The 16,207-nt window shown below is 60.3% G+C and carries 13 protein-coding genes; 10 read left to right on the top strand and 3 right to left on the bottom strand.

The annotated features are described in order from the left end of the window. Positions 1-69: 69 nt before the first annotated feature. From lon to KUV72_RS11920, 4 genes are all read left to right on the top strand, one after another. The gene (gene lon, locus KUV72_RS11935) at positions 70-2,478 is read left to right on the top strand and encodes an endopeptidase La (RefSeq protein ID WP_222238555.1); all 2,409 of its coding nucleotides are present in this window, start codon (positions 70-72) and stop codon (positions 2,476-2,478) included. A gap of 176 nt (positions 2,479-2,654) precedes the next feature. After that, positions 2,655-2,927 carry an HU family DNA-binding protein gene (locus tag KUV72_RS11930; RefSeq protein ID WP_206939045.1) on the top strand — a complete coding sequence of 91 codons (273 nt, stop codon included), beginning with the start codon at positions 2,655-2,657 and terminating at the stop codon, positions 2,925-2,927. A gap of 184 nt (positions 2,928-3,111) precedes the next feature. Continuing rightward, positions 3,112-4,932, top strand: coding sequence for a SurA N-terminal domain-containing protein (locus KUV72_RS11925; RefSeq protein ID WP_222238553.1), 1,821 nt, complete (start codon positions 3,112-3,114; stop codon positions 4,930-4,932). A gap of 284 nt (positions 4,933-5,216) precedes the next feature. After that, complete coding sequence (locus KUV72_RS11920) at positions 5,217-6,233, top strand: CobW family GTP-binding protein (protein ID WP_222238551.1); 1,017 nt, start codon at positions 5,217-5,219, stop codon at positions 6,231-6,233. Positions 6,234-6,344: 111 nt separating this feature from the next. Here KUV72_RS11920 and KUV72_RS11915 read toward each other — a convergent pair whose 3' ends face one another. Continuing rightward, on the bottom strand, positions 6,345-7,124 hold the full coding sequence (locus KUV72_RS11915) for a UDP-2,3-diacylglucosamine diphosphatase (protein ID WP_222238549.1): 780 nt from the start codon (positions 7,122-7,124) through the stop codon (positions 6,345-6,347). 57 nt (positions 7,125-7,181) lie between these two features. Beyond that, entirely contained in the window at positions 7,182-7,682 is a 501-nt protein-coding gene (locus tag KUV72_RS11910) for a peptidylprolyl isomerase (protein WP_206939037.1), read from the bottom strand. Between the two features lie 173 nt (positions 7,683-7,855). On the opposite strand from KUV72_RS11910, the gene KUV72_RS11905 reads away from it, so the two are divergent. Both KUV72_RS11905 and cysS read left to right on the top strand, forming a co-directional pair. After that, positions 7,856-9,535 carry a glutamine--tRNA ligase/YqeY domain fusion protein gene (locus KUV72_RS11905; protein ID WP_222238547.1) on the top strand — a complete coding sequence of 560 codons (1,680 nt, stop codon included), beginning with the start codon at positions 7,856-7,858 and terminating at the stop codon, positions 9,533-9,535. Between the two features lies 1 nt (position 9,536). After that, positions 9,537-10,946 carry a cysteine--tRNA ligase gene (gene cysS / locus KUV72_RS11900; protein ID WP_222238546.1) on the top strand — a complete coding sequence of 470 codons (1,410 nt, stop codon included), beginning with the start codon at positions 9,537-9,539 and terminating at the stop codon, positions 10,944-10,946. Between the two features lie 23 nt (positions 10,947-10,969). Here cysS and KUV72_RS11895 read toward each other — a convergent pair whose 3' ends face one another. Beyond that, positions 10,970-12,097 carry a DUF1853 family protein gene (locus tag KUV72_RS11895; RefSeq protein ID WP_222238545.1) on the bottom strand — a complete coding sequence of 376 codons (1,128 nt, stop codon included), beginning with the start codon at positions 12,095-12,097 and terminating at the stop codon, positions 10,970-10,972. Positions 12,098-12,185: 88 nt separating this feature from the next. Here KUV72_RS11895 and KUV72_RS11890 point away from each other — a divergent pair, with 88 nt between their 5' ends. From KUV72_RS11890 to KUV72_RS11875, 4 genes are read left to right on the top strand one after another with little or no spacing between them, the layout of a single operon-like run. Further along, complete coding sequence (locus KUV72_RS11890) at positions 12,186-13,100, top strand: glycine betaine ABC transporter substrate-binding protein (protein WP_222238544.1); 915 nt, start codon at positions 12,186-12,188, stop codon at positions 13,098-13,100. Positions 13,101-13,115: 15 nt separating this feature from the next. Continuing rightward, positions 13,116-14,273 carry an ABC transporter permease gene (locus tag KUV72_RS11885; RefSeq protein WP_315857890.1) on the top strand — a complete coding sequence of 386 codons (1,158 nt, stop codon included), beginning with the start codon at positions 13,116-13,118 and terminating at the stop codon, positions 14,271-14,273. Then, positions 14,270-15,214 carry an ABC transporter ATP-binding protein gene (locus KUV72_RS11880; RefSeq protein ID WP_222238543.1) on the top strand — a complete coding sequence of 315 codons (945 nt, stop codon included), beginning with the start codon at positions 14,270-14,272 and terminating at the stop codon, positions 15,212-15,214. The genes KUV72_RS11885 and KUV72_RS11880 overlap by 4 nt, the downstream gene beginning before the upstream one ends. After that, entirely contained in the window at positions 15,207-15,932 is a 726-nt protein-coding gene (locus KUV72_RS11875; protein WP_206939025.1) for an ABC transporter permease, read from the top strand. The genes KUV72_RS11880 and KUV72_RS11875 overlap by 8 nt, the downstream gene beginning before the upstream one ends. The last annotated feature ends 275 nt before the right edge of the window (positions 15,933-16,207 follow it).

Genomic DNA, 16,207 nt, shown 5'->3' with positions numbered 1-16,207 from the left:
CCCCTTGCAATACCTCGGGGGTGCCCCCATCCCTCAGGTTTCACCCGCTAAGTTTGAGGAACGTCTGCGATGCAGCAGAACGCCGAACAGACTATGAGTCTGCCCCTTTTGCCACTGCGTGACGTAGTGGTATACCCGCAGATGGTCATCCCGTTGTTTGTCGGCAGAGAAAAGTCGATCCAGGCACTGGAAGCTGCCATGGCGGATGACAAGCGGGTCCTGCTGGTTGCTCAGCGCGAGGCCAGCAAGGACGATCCGGACAACGAAGACCTGTTCGCCATTGGTACCGTTGCCGAGATCATGCAGCTGTTGAAGCTGCCCGACGGTACTGTGAAGGTCCTGATCGAGGGTGAGTCTCGCGCAGACATTCGCGACATCTCCCTTGCCGAGGACGGCCACTCTCGGGCTGAGGTCGTGTTGCGCTCCAGCGAGCCACTGAGCGAGCGCGAGCAGGAATCGCTGGTACGCGTGCTGCTCAATCAGTTCGAGCAGTACGTCAAGATGTCGAAGAAGGTACCCAACGAGGTGCTGAATTCGCTGTCTGGCATCGAAGATCCCAGCCGGCTTGTGGACACCATCTGTGCCCACCTGTCGTTGAAGATCGGTGACAAGCAGGAGCTGCTCGAAATGGATCGCGTGCGCGATCGTATCGAGCACCTGATGGCACTGATCGAGGCGGAAATCGACCTGCTGCAGGTCGAGAAGCGTATTCGCTCGCGCGTCAAGGACCAGATGGAGAAGTCCCAGCGCGAGTACTATCTGAATGAGCAGATGAAGGCCATTCAGAAAGAGATGGGCGAGCTCGAGAACGCGCCGAACGAGGCGGACAAGTACGAGCAGGCCATCAAGGATTCCGGTATGCCGAAAGAGGCTGCCGACAAGGCCAACCAGGAGCTGGGCAAGCTGCGTATGATGTCGCCGTCCTCCGCCGAGGCGACGGTGGTGCGCTCCTATCTCGACTGGTTGGTCTCAGTGCCCTGGAAGAAGCGTACGCGGGTCAAGCACGATCTGCTGAACGCGCAGAAGGTTCTGGATGAAGACCACTATGGTCTTGATGAAGTGAAGGAACGCATTCTTGAGTACCTCGCGGTGCACAAGCGTGTGAAGAAGCTGAAGGGACCGGTGCTATGTCTGGTTGGGCCGCCCGGTGTGGGCAAGACCTCCCTTGGCAAGTCGATCGCTCGAGCCACCAATCGTAAATACGTGCGCTTGGCACTTGGCGGCGTGCGTGACGAGTCCGAGATTCGTGGCCACCGCCGTACCTATATTGGCTCGCTGCCTGGCAAGCCCATTCAGCGTATGGCCAAGGCAGGGGTAAAGAACCCGCTGTTCCTGCTTGACGAGGTCGACAAGGTCGGCATGGATCACCGCGGTGACCCGGCGTCGGCACTGCTCGAAGTGCTTGATCCCGAGCAGAACAACGCCTTCAGCGATCACTACCTCGAGCTCGACTACGACCTCTCTGAGACCCTGTTCATCTGTACCGCGAATTCGATGAACATCCCCGGGCCGCTGCTCGACCGGATGGAGGTGATTCGCCTGCCGGGCTACACCGAGGACGAGAAGCTGGCGATTGCCACCCGTTACCTGGTGCCCAAGCAGCTTGCTGCCAATGGCTTCAAGGAAGACGAGCTGGTGTACAGTGAAGCGTCGCTCCTTGAGTTGATCCGCTACTACACCCGCGAGGCAGGTGTTCGTGAGCTGGAGCGGCAGATTGCCAAGGTCAGCCGCAAGGTGCTGCGTGAGCGTCTCGAGAAAGAAGGCAAGGAAGGGGCGCTGGGCTCCCAGACGCTGGCGGCAGAGGATATCGAGACTTACGCTGGCGTGCGACGCTACAGCTACGGTCTGGCCGACAAGCAGGATCAAGTGGGGCGGGTGACCGGCCTTGCCTGGACATCGGTAGGCGGCGAGCTGCTCAACATCGAGTCGGTAGTAACGCCTGGCAAGGGGCGCATCAACAAGACGGGCTCTCTTGGCGATGTGATGAAAGAGTCCGTCAGTGCTGCCCAGACCGTCGTCAGGGCCCGTGCTGAAGCGCTGGGGATCGATCCGGAGCGTTTCGAGAAGGAAGATCTGCATATCCACGTGCCTGAGGGAGCGACTCCCAAGGACGGTCCCAGTGCTGGCATCGCCATGGTCACCGCGATGGTGTCCGCCTTCTGTAATCGTCCTGTGCGCTGTGATGTGGCCATGACGGGCGAAGTCAATCTCCGTGGCGAAGTCATGCCTATCGGTGGGTTGAAGGAGAAATTGCTGGCCGCCAGGCGTGGTGGTATAAAGACGGTGCTAATACCGGAAGAGAACCGCAGAGATCTCAAGGAAGTCCCTGATAACATCAAGGACGCCCTGACGATTCATCCGGTTCGCTGGATTGATGAGGTGTTGGAGGTCGCGCTGTCAAAAAACACGGATCATAATTCCGATGATTCGGTTTCGACGGATTCGACTGCAACTCACTCAATGGTCAGTACACACTAGTGACATTTTTTCCATGATTCCGGCCTGGAAATGCCGGAATCATGCGGATTGGCAAGGAAGGTTGCTTGACAGGTCTTTCGTCGCATTGCTATAAATTGTCGCCATGCTGCGATCGTGCCTGTCGGCCAAAAAATCGCCGTTTTGTATCTTTTTCTGTAATAGTCAAGGGGTGAAGTGTGAACAAGTCCGAGCTGATTGATGCCATTGCCGCGTCTGCCGATATTCCGAAGGCTGCTGCTTCCCGTGCGCTGGATGCCATGGTCGAGTCCGTGACCGAAACCCTGAAGAAGGGCGACAGCGTTTCACTGGTTGGCTTCGGCACCTTTTCCGTCAAGGATCGTGCCGCACGCACCGGTCGTAACCCGCAGACGGGTCAGCCGATCGAAATCAGCGCTGCCAAGGTGCCTAGCTTCAAGGCCGGCAAGGCTCTGAAGGATTCCGTCAACTGATTGACGAGTGACTGGCCCTGGGCCAATCCTCGCAACGTTGACACGAGCGTAGTGTCATCCGCTGACACTTCTCTCGCCAAGGGCGCATCGCTATCGCGGTGCGCCTTTTTCATGAGTTTGGGTGTGGTACCTTGACCGTTGTTGCCAGGCCAAGCGTAACCCCCAACCTTTCGCAGAGGCTTTCATGCTGCAGAGTATTCGCGACCGATCCCAAAGTTGGATCGCAAAGATCATTATCGGGGCCGTGGTCGTTACCATGGCGCTGTTCGGCGTAGAGTCGCTGATCGGTTTGTTTGGCCAGTCCGGTGACGAAGTGGCCAAGGTCAACGGCCAGCCAATCAATCGTCAGCAGGTCGAGGTTAACGTTCAGCGTGCCATGCGGGCCAACCAGGTGCCGGCTGACCAGGAGAGAGCGCTGCGTCGTGAGGTGCTTGAAGGGTTGATCAGCGATCGCCTGATGATCAGCTACGCGGAGTCCGGTGGTCTTGCGGTGTCCGACAATCAGCTGGATCAGCTGATCGTCAGTCGCCCCGAGTTTCACAATGCCGATGGTCAATTCGACCAGGAGCTATTCCGTCAGCGCCTTGCCAGTGTTGGGTATACACCGCTGTCGTTCCGCGAGCAGCTGAGCCGAGACGTGATGCGTGGCCATATTCAGCAGGGGTTGATCGCCAGCGACTTCACCTTGCCCGCTGAGCAGCAGCGTCTTGCCCAGTTGCAGCGTCAGACGCGTACCTTCCGCTACCACACCATGGATGCTGGTGAACTGGACCAGCAGGTCAGTGTCAGTGATGCTGAGATGTCTGCCTATTACAGTGAGCATCAGCAGGACTTCCTGCGCCCTGAGCAAGTCCAGCTTGCCTACGTGCTGCTTGATCAGGAGGCCATGGCGGCGGACGTGGAGGTCTCCGAAGACGAGCTCCGCGCGGCATGGGAAGCAAGCGCCGAAAACGCGGACCGTCGCGTTTCTCACATCATGGTGACGTTTGGTGACGAGCGTACGCGGGATGAAGCCGAAGCGAGAATCGCCGACGTGCAATCGCGTCTGGCTCAGGGAGAGGATTTCGAGACCCTGGCCGCAGAGTTTTCCGATGACACTACGACCAGCGATGCCGGCGGTGACCTGGGTGTCATCACCCGCGGCATTTTTGGTGATGAGTTCGAGCAGGCGGCCTTTGCCCTTCAGCAGGGCCAGGTATCTGACGTGGTGGAAACCGACAATGGACTGCACCTGATCAAGGTGACGGAGCTGGACCGCCCTGACTTCGAGCAAGAGCGTGATCGACTCCGTGATCGCTTGGCTCAAGAGCAGGTCAGGGACGACTTCAACGACAAGGCTCAGCAGCTGATCGACGAGAGTTTTGCCGCAGATGATCTGCAAAGCGTAGCGGACGCCATCGGGGTGGATCTGGTCACCACGGACTGGGTCAGCCGCGATAGCGCCGAGGGCGTGTTGGCGGAGCCCGGCGTCATGGATCAGGCGTTTTCCGAGGAAGTGCTGGACGAAGGCTTCAATAGTGAAGTCATCGAGTTGGACGGCTCGCGTCGCCTGGTTGTGCGGGCGCTGGATCACCGCGATGCCACCACGCTGCCGCTGGAAGAGGTCAGCAGCGACGTCGAGGCGGCCGTTCGTGGCGCCAAGACTCGTGATGCGCTGATCGAGTTGGCATCCGAGCGTGTTGCTCAACTGCAGGGTGGGCAGTCGCTGGAACTTGATTGGCAGCAGGCTGATGCGATCAGCCGGCAGGACGCGCCCAGCGTGCCGGACGCCGTGCTGACGACGGCCTTCAAACTGCCTCATCCCCAAGAAGGTGGTGTCGTTTACGGTCGTGCAGTGGATGGTGATCAGGTCACCCTGATCGCGCTGGATGCCATCGGCGAAGCACAGGGCAACCCGCAGATGGAGCAGTTTGTCTCCAGTATGGCCGAGCGCCTTCGCGCCCAGGCGATTCTTGATGGGCTGCTCAGCCACCTCGAGGAGGTGGGCGATATAGAGCGCTATTGAGCCAAGGTGGTGGGAGACGGGTGATACGGCCCCCGCCGCGACGGAGAACAAGGAGCACCCTAGGGTGCTCCTTTTCTATGGAGGGTTGATCCATCGAAGAGCATCATCGTCCCGGTGTTTAAACCGAGCGACAGTGGATGGTCACGGCGGGCTGTCACCTCGTTGCGGTGGTGCGCGAGCGCGATGGACCGTGACAAGGTGACAGTCGTGAGAGGGCTCTGGCCATGCTTTATACCGTTATCTTCGCTAGCTGCCCATGGGCTTGAGGAGACCTTGTGTTAACCATGAAACCACTGAAAAGCGTGCCGACACACGTTGTCACGGGCTTTCTTGGCAGTGGCAAGAGTCAATTGATTCGTCATTGGATCGAGCAGAAGCCCGAGCATGAGCGCTGGACCATTCTGGTCAACGAGTTTGGTCAGGTCGGGGTCGATCAGGCGCTGCTTGGGAAGACGCCCGGTGTACATGTCCAGGCAGTGCCTGGAGGCTGTCTGTGCTGCCAGGTCGCCACGGTGTTTCGCTCGGTGCTGGTTCAGACACTCCGGCGTGAGCGTCCAGATCGACTGTTGATTGAGCCGTCCGGCCTGGGTCACCCCGCGGGGTTGCTCGAGGTATTGAGATCCGGTGACTTGGCGGACGCGCTAACGCTGCAGGCAGTGGTGGCGGTCCTAGATCCTCGTCGAGTTGCTGACGCTCGGGTGGTGGCACATGACACCTTCAAGCAGCAGCTAAGCGTGGCCGATGCCTGGGTGCTGTCAATGACGGATCTTGTCCGTTCAGACGATCGTGCGGTCTTTGAGCGTTGGCGAGCATGCCAGTCCCAGGTGCCAGACGTCGTCATCCAGAGTGACCACCACGGGTTGCCGTTGAGTTGGTTGCTGGATCTTGCGCCACGCACTCCGCTTGCGGGTGCGCGTGGGGGAGCGAGGCCCGCTGAACACGCACTGGTGGCGCGGTTGCCCAGCGAGGATGTCGAGTCAGTCTTGCCCTTGGCGGGTCCTGGGACTCGCCGTGAGGGGCAAGGACTAGGCTATCGTTCGGTCAGTTGGTGCTGGCACCCTGATGAATCTTTTGAGGAGCAAGGTCTGCATGACTGGTGGCAGGGCTTGCCATCGCCATGTCGTGGCAAGGGGGTCATGCGTACCCTCGCTGGCTGGTTGGTGTTGCCAGCAGGGGAGCAGCGAGAGCGCTGGGGACAGTGGCAGCAAGACTCGCGGCTAGAGCTCATCTGGCCCGTTGATCTGCCGATGGATATCGACGCCTTGAGCTCGGCGCTTGAGGCCTGTCGTGTGACGAAGTAAGGGAGGGCGTCAGCGTTTCTTGCCCATGGGAGCCGCTGGCGGCGTGTTGGTGCCGCCAGTGGTATCTCGCCGGTGCAGACAGGCGGGGCCTGCGCACGATCGGTGCCTTGCTCAGAAGGTGAAGCGATTGAGAGCAGGAGCGCCATCGCCGTCGATGCGTACTTCCCACCCTTCGTTGCTCGACCAGTCGCCGATTACCATGCGTTGGCCCTGGGTCTTGCTGCCATCCGCCGCGGTGAGCGTCAGTGGGTGCACGTCGGGCCTGTGCGTGTGGCCGTGGATCAGGCGCTTTACATCATGCTGTTGCATCGCCGACAGGACTTCGTCAGGTGTCACGTCCATGATGTCGGCGGCCTTCGTGCTATTGGCTTCACCGGATTGCTGACGGAGTTGGCTGGCCAGCGCCAATCGCTCGGGAATCGGCATCGCAAGGATGGAAGCCTGCCACTGGGGATCCCTTGCCTTGGCCCGGAAGGCCATGTAAGCCTCGTCCCGGGTGCAGAGGCTGTCACCATGCATCAACAGCGTCGGTTCACCGCCAAGCTCGATCCGCTGAGGGTCACTCAGCAAGGTGGCACCGGCTCGTTCGGCAAAGTCGCTGCCGAGCAGGAAGTCTCGATTGCCGTGCATCAGGTAGATGCGCGTGCCCCGATCGCTGGCTGCCTTGAGCTGTTCGGCGACCTCGCAGGCGAGGCGGGCATGGCCACTGGGGTCAGCATCCCCCAGCAGCATCAGGTCATCGCCGATCCAGGCGTCGAAGATATCGCCAAGCAGATAGAGATCGACGTCGGTGCCGCGATTTTCCTCGAGCCACGCCAAAAATCCACGGGTAATGTCAGGCGCACCGGGGTGCAGATGGAGATCCGAGATCAGAAGTGTCGTCTTGCCCATGGCGTAATCCTTGACCCTCCAGGCCAAGAGTGGGCCTGGAGGGGCTGAGGTGGGTGTTTAGGCGTCGTCCTTGATATAGGCGCGCTGAATGATCACATCCTCGGCCGGGACGTCAGCGTGCATGCCGCGACGAGTGGTGGAGACACCCTTGATGCGATTGACGACTTCCATGCCCTCGACCACGCGGCCGAAGACGCAGTAGCCCCAGCCTTGCATGTTCTTGCCGGTATGATTCAGGAAATCATTGTCGGCAACGTTGATAAAGAACTGCGCAGTGGCAGAGTGGGGGTCCTGGGTCCGCGCCATGGCGAGGGTGCCAGTCACGTTCTTCAAGCCGTTGTCGGCTTCATTTTCGATCGGAGCGTGGGTCTGCTTCTGCTCGAAGTTGCTGTCGAAGCCACCGCCCTGGACCATGAAGCCGTCGATCACGCGATGGAACAGGGTGCCATCGTAAAAGCCTTCGCGAACGTACTGCTCGAAGTTGGCAGCGGTTTTCGGCGCTTCGTCGTGGTTGAGCTCGATCGTGATGTCGCCGAAATTGGTCTGCAAGATGATCATTGAGTGGTCCTGTTGGGTATGTTGTGCCTGTTGGCACCTTTCTCGTTCTCTGCACGGCTTGGCGCCGTGCCCTAGCGTGACGCTATAATAGCGGTTTTGCTTCGCAGCGCGAAGTCGGGGGGCGACCGCTAGCCCCTCAACGCCCGTACACCACCAGAGGTTGATCCATCAACATGACCACCGAGACAAGCAGCGCGCCGAATTTCATTCGCAACCAGATTCGCGAGGAAATCGAGAGCGGACAGTCGCAGAAGATCGTGACGCGCTTTCCCCCGGAGCCCAATGGCTTTCTGCATATCGGCCACGCCAAGTCAATCTGTCTCAATTTCGGGCTCGCGGAGCAATTCGGTGGTGACTGTCATCTGCGCTTTGATGACACCAACCCGGCCAAGGAAGAACAGGCCTATATTGACGCCATCAAGGAAGACGTCAGCTGGCTTGGCTTTCAGTGGGCGGGAGACATTCGCTTCGCCTCTGACTACTTCGATCAGCTGTACGCCTGGGCGCAGTATCTGATCCAGGAAGGCAAGGCCTATGTGGACGATCTGTCACCAGACGAGATTCGCGAATACCGCGGTACGCTGACCGAGGCTGGTCGCCCAAGCCCGTATCGCGACCGCAGTGCCGACGAGAATCTTGATCTGCTGGAGCGTATGCGCCAGGGCGAGTTCGCCGAAGGCGAGAAGGTGTTGCGGGCCAAGATCGACATGGCGTCGCCCAACATCAACCTGCGCGATCCGATCCTCTATCGTATTCGGCATGCCCATCACCACCAGACCGGAGACAAGTGGAAGATCTATCCTTCCTACGACTTCACCCACGGTCAGTCCGATGCCATTGAGGGCATTACGCACTCTGTCTGCACCCTCGAGTTCGAGGACCACCGTCCGCTGTACGAGTGGTTCTTGAATCAGCTGCCAGTGCCGACCAAGCCGCGCCAGATCGAGTTCGCTCGACTCAACCTCAACTACACGCTGACCTCCAAGCGTAAGCTCAAGCTGCTGGTGGACAATGGCATCGTCGAGGGCTGGGACGATCCGCGCATGCCGACCATCTCCGGCATGCGTCGGCGGGGCTATACCCCTGCGTCTTTGCGCAAGTTCTGCGAGATGATCGGGGTGACCCGCGCTGACGGCGGCCTGGTCGATATTGCCATGTTGACCCATGCCATCCGGTCGGATCTCGAGGACAATGCACCCCGCGCCATGTGCGTGCTCAACCCGCTCAAGGTGGTGCTGACGAACGTGGAGGAGCACCACGAGGAAGTCTACGAGGTGCCTGGCCACCCCGCCCGTGAAGATATGCCGGTGCGCAAGATTCCGTTTAACCGGGAGCTGTGGATCGACCGCGACGACTTCATGGAAGAGCCGCCCAAGAAGTTCTTCCGTCTGGCGCCCGGGAAGGAAGTGCGCCTGCGCAACAGTTACGTCATACGTTGCGATGAGGTTATCAAGAACGCGGAGGGCGAGATCGAGGAACTGCGCTGCAGTGTTGACTTCGATACCTTGGGCAAGAACCCGGAGGGACGTAAGGTCAAGGGTGTCATCCACTGGGTAAGCGCGCGTCATGGCGTTCCTGTGGAAGTTCGCTTGTACGACAACCTGTTCCTGGTCGAGCAGCCAGACAAGGACAAGGACGCGGATTTTCTCGATCACCTGAACCCTGAGTCGCTGGTGACCGTGAAGGGGATTGGTGAACCGAGCTTGGCCAATGCCGACAATGAAGACCGCTACCAGTTCGAGCGAGTGGGGTACTTCTGCGCCGATCGTCACGACAGCCGTCCAGACCACCTGGTGTTTAACCGCACGGTCGGTCTGAAAGACACCTGGGCCAAGATGCAGAAGAAGGGCTGACATGCAGATTTACAACACGCTGACCCGCACCAAGGAAGTCTTTACACCGATCGAGCCCGGCAAGGTCCGGATGTATGTCTGTGGCATGACGGTGTATGACTTCTGCCATCTTGGCCACGCTCGCGTGATGGTGGCCTTTGACGTCATCAGTCGCTACCTGCGTCATCGTGGTTATGATGTCACCTATGTCCGCAATATCACGGATATCGATGACAAGATCCTGCGTCGCGCCGAGGAAAACGGCGAAAGCATCGGCGAGCTGACCGAGCGCATGATCGATGCCATGCATGAGGACGAGGGCCGCCTGTTCGTTCAGCGTCCTGACCAGGAGCCGCGAGCTACCGGTCATGTTGCCGAGATCATTGCCATGATCGAGGTGCTGATCGACAAGGGCTTTGCTTATGCTCCGGGCAACGGTGATGTCTATTACCGGGTACGCAAGTTCGAAAATTACGGCAAGCTCAACAACCGTAACCTGGATGAGATGCGTTCGGGCGCCCGCGTCGAGGTGGACGAGCACAAGGAAGATCCTCTCGACTTCGTGCTGTGGAAAGGGGCCAAGCCCGGCGAGGCCAGCTGGACGTCGCCCTGGGGCGAAGGTCGTCCCGGTTGGCACATCGAGTGCTCTGCCATGTCCACCTGCTGCCTGGGCAATACCTTCGACATCCATGGTGGGGGGCCGGATCTTACCTTCCCTCATCACGAGAACGAAATCGCGCAGAGCGAGGCGGCTACCGGCCAGCGCTACGTCAACACCTGGATGCATGCCGGGGCGGTCAGGGTCGATAGCGAGAAGATGTCCAAGTCCTTGGGCAACTTCTTCACGATCCGCGAGGTGCTCGAGCAACACGACCCCGAGGTCGTGCGTTTTCTGTTGGTGGCAAGCCATTACCGCAGTGCTATCAACTATGCGCCCGACGCCCTGGGTGAAGCGCGCAAGTCCCTCGAGCGCTTTTATACCGCGCTTGATGGCATCGAGCTTCCTGCAGAAATCGAAGTGGGGCCGGGTGACTATGCCGCGCGGTTTACCGCTGCCATGGATGACGATTTCAACACGCCCGAGGCCCTGTCTGTGCTGTTCGAGCTGGTGCGCGAACTCAATCGTGCCCGCAAGGAGGCGGAGCAGAGCGATGCCAGCACCACGAGCGCTGATGTGGCCGGTCTGGCCCTCGAGTTGAAGCGACTGGGGGGAATACTGGGGCTGTTGACGCAGGAGCCGGCTGCGTTCTTGAGAGGGGGGGCTGTCGATCTGTCTGACGATGAGATCAATGCCCGGATCACTGCGCGCGCCGAGGCGAAGAAGGCTCGCGATTTCGCTGAGGCGGATCGTATTCGCGATGAGCTGGCGGCTCAGGGGATCATTCTCAAGGACTCCCGTGAAGGCACCCACTGGGTGGTGGATCGCAGCTGACTGTCGGCCTGGCGACAATGGCGTCAGGCCGGGCCTCGCGGTGGTAGTGGTACCTGGTGAGGCCAGCTGTCGTCGACCACAAAGATGCGTCGTCCGCTCAACGCGGACGGCGCGTTTTTGTAGGTAGCTTGCCTGCCGCCATCGATGGCAAGAATGTCCTGCTCCACACGGGCAGGGTCATCACACAGCATGACCTGCACGGGAAAGGCGTAGGTGGCGAAGTGGGCGGCCAGGGATCGACTCAGAGTGCTGCGCGGCATCCATTGTGTCGGTGGAGGTGGCGCCAACCAATGGGGCTTGGTCAGGCATGCGCCGAAGCGCAGCGTGTCATGCTGGCGGCATAGCTCGCTCCAGTGACGCCAATGACACCAGATACCCTCGAGAACATGATCGTTCGCCTGTCGAGGAGGCGGCATGTGATGCTGCCATGGGTAAAAAAGCACGCCTGGCATGGCCAGACGGGCCTTGATGGTGTCCTCGACGGGGAGTGGGTTGGTAGCACCGCCTGAATGTCCCGTGTTGCTCGCCAGTGCATCATGCAACAGCTGTCGCCGGTGTGGTGTGGACAGTAGCGCAAGTTGATGACGCTCCAGGTGGGTCAGCTTCAGGGCCAGACTGTCCAGCCCCCCGGGGCCGATCCATCTGCTGGTGTCATCCTGGCGGCCTGGCCCTTCTGGCAGGCCGAGAAAATACTTGATGGCGACCTCCAGATGGATCAGGCCGCCGGCGGTATCACGATAGAGCAGGTCCAGCTCGCCAAGGGTCCGACGGTCCTCTCGAATAGGCACATTGTGTGCCACCAGTTCGGTGCCCGGTGCCGTGGCCAGCAAAAACTGCCAAAGCGCTTCATGATATTGTCCAAGCCGAGGTAACGACCCCAAGTGGTTCCCCGTGGTCGTAATGGGCAGTGAGTCATGTGCGTGTAACAGCAGCTGGTGGCGGGCTGTGCGGGTGTTAAGGCCCAGCTCATCAAGGGTCGGGCGGCCACCCCAGCGTGAGCGCACCAGGTCTGGTGCTTCCAGCAACCAGGCCAGATCGCGGCCGGTCGGCGTCAGTGAGCTAAGCGCACTCGGCTTGGGGGAATGCGGCGTTGACGATTGACGGGGCGCGTGTCCCGGCCGATTGGCGCTTGCGGTCTGGCGTGGTGGCATGGTGGACTCACGTTGGCAGAACGTCCTGCAGGCGTTGGGTCATCTCCATATACTTCAGCATACATTCACATGGAATCAGGTGAGAATAATGAAGCGTCCCTTAGTGTCGGCCGCAGTGGTGGCCACGATGTTGAGCTCTGCCGTGGCCTCGCAGACCTACGCAGATGATGCCTTGGTAGTGTCGTCCAAGATTGATACCGAAGGGTCCGTTCTTGGACAAATGATCCTGCAGCGTCTGTCGGCGGCTGGCCTGGAGGTCGAGGATCGACTGCAGCTAGGCGGCACCAGCATCGTGCGTGAGGCGCTGCTCAATGGCGAGATCGACATTTACCCGGAGTACACCGGAAATGGCGCCTTCTTTCATGACATGACCGACAGCCCCGTGTGGCACGATGCGCAGCAGGCCTACGATACGGTGAAGGCCAAGGATGCCGAGTTGGGCCTGGAATGGCTTACTCCCGCGTCGGCCAACAATACCTATGCGATCAGCGTGCGCGGCGACGTCGCCAGGGAAAACGGACTCGAGACCCTGGAGGACATGGCGAGCTTTATCAATGGCGGCGGCGACTACAAGCTGGCCGCCAGTACCGACTTCGTTGAATCTGCCTTCGCCCTGCCTGCCTTCGAAGCGGCCTACGGTTTCTCCCTCGACGATGACGACCTGCTGGTGCTTTCCGGTGGTAATACCGCTGCCACCATGCGGGCTGCGGCGCAACAGACCAGCGGCGTCAATTCAGCGATGACCTATGGCACCGATGGGGGCCTGCAGGCGCTGGACCTGGTCGTGATGACGGACACCAAGGGGGTGCAGCCGGTGTATCAGCCAGCTCCGGTGATTCGGCGTGCCGCCCTGGATAACCACCCTGAGATCGCCGAAGCTCTGGCACCTGTATTCGAGTCGCTGAGTCTGGAAACCTTGCAGCGCCTGAATGGGGATGTGGCCGTCAATGGCCTCGATCCTGCCAAGGTGGCAGCAGATTATCTGGCGACCCTCGAGGACTGATCCATTATCACGACAGTGGCAAGCCGCCGTGGCGGCAATATTGTGTTGCTGACGTTGATGGCGCTGGGCCTGCTCGCGTGGTGGAGCTTGCCGGTGGCCAGCAGCGCTCCCAACCGCATCGTCCCGGGTGACGCTGTCTATGCCTGGCAAGTGGCGGGGCCGGCGATGGCTGTGTTGGCGAGTCTTCCCATGGCCTTGGCGGGCTGGGTCGCGCGCCAGCCCGATCCTGGATGGCGTTCACTGGGACTCGTCCTGCTGGCACTGTTGGGCCTGCCGTTATGGCTAGTGCTGTGCGTTCATCAACTTGTCGACCCGCAGCTGCCACAGGCGCGCTTGGGTATCGGCGCGGGGGCCTGGTGCACGCTGTTCGTGCTGTTGCTGGCGCTGTTGGATCTGAGGACTCGCCAGCGCTGGCCTGCAGGGCTCTATATCGCTTGCCTCTGCGTACCGCTGGTTGTCACCGCGCTATGTCTTCCTCTTGGTCTCGATCGTCTGGCCCTGTGGCAGGAGTATCGGGGGCGGGCGGACGACTTCTGGCTAGCGGTGGGGGAACACCTGTTGCTGGTCGGGGCGACGGTGGCGCTTAGCCTGGCATTGGGCGCTGCACTGGCCCTGTTGATGCGTCGCCTTCCAGCGCTGCAGCGCACCGGGTTTGGGGTGCTCAATTTCATGCAGACGATTCCCAGCCTGGCCCTGTTTGGACTGCTGTTAGGGCCCCTGGCCTGGGCCGCGCAGCGTTTTCCGTGGCTGGATCAGCTCGGTATCAGTGGCATCGGTTGGGCGCCGGCCTTGGTGTCTCTGGTGGCCTATAGCCTGTTGCCGATGGTGCGTAATACCTTTGTGGCGCTAGAGGGTGTCGATCGTGGGGTGATTGAGGCTGCACGAGGCATGGGCATGAGTCGAGGGCAGATGTTCTGGCAGGTGCGCTTGCCATTGGCGCTGCCGGTGCTGCTCGAAGGCGTGCGGATTACCACGGTGCAGGCTATCGGCCTGACGGCGGTGGCCGCGCTGATCGGTGCCGGTGGGCTTGGACGTTTTATTTTCCAGGGATTGGGGCAAGCGGCTATGGACCTGGTGCTGCTCGGAGCACTTCCCATCCTGGTCATGGCCATGCTGGCCGATGGTGTGTTGGGTAATCTTTCACGGCGTCTTGGTCGGGGAGTCACACGATGATCGAACTCATTCATATCACTAAGCGGTTCGATCATACCGTGGCGGTCGATGATGTTTCGCTGAAAATAGACGGCGGTGAGTTTTGCTGTCTGGTGGGGACGTCAGGCTGCGGTAAGTCGACCACGTTGAAGATGATCAATCGATTGATTGAACATAGCGAGGGTGAGATTCACATCGACCAAAAGCCCATTCGCAGTTTTCGCGAGGACGTGCTCAGGCGCCGTATTGGCTATGCGATTCAGAGCACTGGGCTGTTCCCTCACTGGACGGTCGCTCGCAATATTGGTCTGGTGCCGCGTCTGCTCAAGTGGCCGAAGTCGCGCATCGATGCTCGGGTAGAGGAGTTGATGTCGCTGCTTGGCCTGTCCATGGCCGACTACGCCAACAAGTATCCGGACCAGCTGTCCGGGGGACAGGCTCAGCGAGTGGGCGTGGCCAGGGCATTGGCAGCGGACCCGGACATTCTGCTGATGGACGAACCCTTTGGCGCCCTGGATCCGATCACCAGGGAGACACTGCAGCTGGAGCTGCGGGACCTCCAGGCGCGGCTGGGCAAGACCATTGTCTTCGTGACTCACGATATGGATGAGGCGCTGCGGCTGGCGGATCGCCTGGTGGTGATGCATGAAGGTCGCATCGTTCAGCAGGGCCATCCGCTGCAGCTACTGCGCGAGCCTGCCAATGACTTTGTCGCTTCGCTGTTGGGTGGGGAAGATCGAGGTCTCAAAGAGGCTGCGCTGTTGCCCGTCAGCGAGCGAATGGTGCCCCTTGGGGCAGGTGGGGTGGCTCGTGAACGCATCGATCAGACCGCTTCGCTTCGCGAGGCACTGTCGGTCATGCTGTGGCGGCGAGTCGAGCGGCTGGCGGTCGTCGATGACGACGACATCCCGATCGGTGAGCTTAACTTCCGTCGCCTGGTGGGAGCCCGCGTCAATGACTGATGTCCTGACACGACGTTGGCTGATGCCTTTCGTATGGTGCGCGCTATTGCTGGTCGGCTGTCTGGCGATGTCCTTGTTCGAACCCGTCTTTCGTTGGCTTGAGCCCGACAGCCGAGACGTGGTTTACGCTCGGGTGGACTTTCTCGTCTTGCTGGGCCGTCATTTGTTGGTCGTGACCATCGCAGCTGCGTTGGCCACGCTGTTGGGCGTGCTAGGCGCGATTGCCGTGACCCGCCCGGCCGGGCGAGAGTTTCTGCCACTGGTCGCGCAAGTGGCATCGCTGGGCCAGACGTTCCCCCCCGTGGCGGTGCTGGCGCTGGCGGTACCGGTACTTGGCTTTGGCACCTTGCCCATCGTGGTGGCGCTGTTGCTTTACGGTCTGTTGCCCATCGTGCGTAACACCCTGGCCGGTATCGAGGGTATCTCACCTTCGGTACTGGAGGCGGCCCGGGGGATGGGCATGACCGGCGGCCAAATCCTACGCCAGGTGGAGCTTCCGCTGGCTGCGCCGGTCATCCTGGCGGGTATTCGCACCTCCGTGACGATCAATATCGCGACGGCAGCCCTGGGAGCCACGGTCGGTTCGAGCAACCTCGGTGATCCCATCATCTCTGGCATCGTGAACGGCAATACGGCTTACATCGTGCAGGGTGCCTTGTTGATCGCACTGCTGGCGTTGGCAGTCGATAGCGTGTTCGCACGACTTTCCTCGCGTTAGATGCTCTACGCTCGTTAGACGTTTCCCTACCGTTCGACGTTCTTCTTCTCCCGCTGGCGCACCGACGGCCTGCCTTGCAGGCTGTTTGGACGGTGCGTCTGTTCGTAGGCTGCCGGAGCTATTGCTGAAGGCTGGGTGGTTACCAGCATGATGTTCTGGCTATCACGCTAGCGACCGCTGTTATCGCCTAGATTTTCGACCAAAGTCGTGGCTAGTCACGTGAATCAGTTTACGTTAACGTCAACAACGTGCGTTGACCCCACTATGGGCGATCC

Origin of the sequence: Halomonas sp. DP4Y7-1 (assembly GCF_019800705.1) — a bacterium.
GTDB classification, from domain to species: Bacteria; Pseudomonadota; Gammaproteobacteria; order Pseudomonadales; family Halomonadaceae; genus Halomonas; species Halomonas litopenaei_A.
This window is presented reverse-complemented; position numbering and strand designations above follow the sequence as displayed.

What these genes read in the sequence shown, in the direction of transcription:
- lon (WP_222238555.1), top strand. Translation starts at nt 70, where the DNA reads ATGCAGCAGAACGCCGAACAGACTATGAGTCTGCCCCTTTTGCCACTG.
- KUV72_RS11925 (WP_222238553.1), top strand. Translation starts at nt 3,112, where the DNA reads ATGCTGCAGAGTATTCGCGACCGATCCCAAAGTTGGATCGCAAAGATC.
- KUV72_RS11920 (WP_222238551.1), top strand. Translation starts at nt 5,217, where the DNA reads ATGAAACCACTGAAAAGCGTGCCGACACACGTTGTCACGGGCTTTCTT.
- KUV72_RS11915 (WP_222238549.1), bottom strand. Translation starts at nt 7,124, where the DNA reads ATGGGCAAGACGACACTTCTGATCTCGGATCTCCATCTGCACCCCGGT.
- KUV72_RS11910 (WP_206939037.1), bottom strand. Translation starts at nt 7,682, where the DNA reads ATGATCATCTTGCAGACCAATTTCGGCGACATCACGATCGAGCTCAAC.
- KUV72_RS11905 (WP_222238547.1), top strand. Translation starts at nt 7,856, where the DNA reads ATGACCACCGAGACAAGCAGCGCGCCGAATTTCATTCGCAACCAGATT.
- cysS (WP_222238546.1), top strand. Translation starts at nt 9,537, where the DNA reads ATGCAGATTTACAACACGCTGACCCGCACCAAGGAAGTCTTTACACCG.
- KUV72_RS11895 (WP_222238545.1), bottom strand. Translation starts at nt 12,097, where the DNA reads ATGCCACCACGCCAGACCGCAAGCGCCAATCGGCCGGGACACGCGCCC.
- KUV72_RS11890 (WP_222238544.1), top strand. Translation starts at nt 12,186, where the DNA reads ATGAAGCGTCCCTTAGTGTCGGCCGCAGTGGTGGCCACGATGTTGAGC.
- KUV72_RS11880 (WP_222238543.1), top strand. Translation starts at nt 14,270, where the DNA reads ATGATCGAACTCATTCATATCACTAAGCGGTTCGATCATACCGTGGCG.
- KUV72_RS11875 (WP_206939025.1), top strand. Translation starts at nt 15,207, where the DNA reads ATGACTGATGTCCTGACACGACGTTGGCTGATGCCTTTCGTATGGTGC.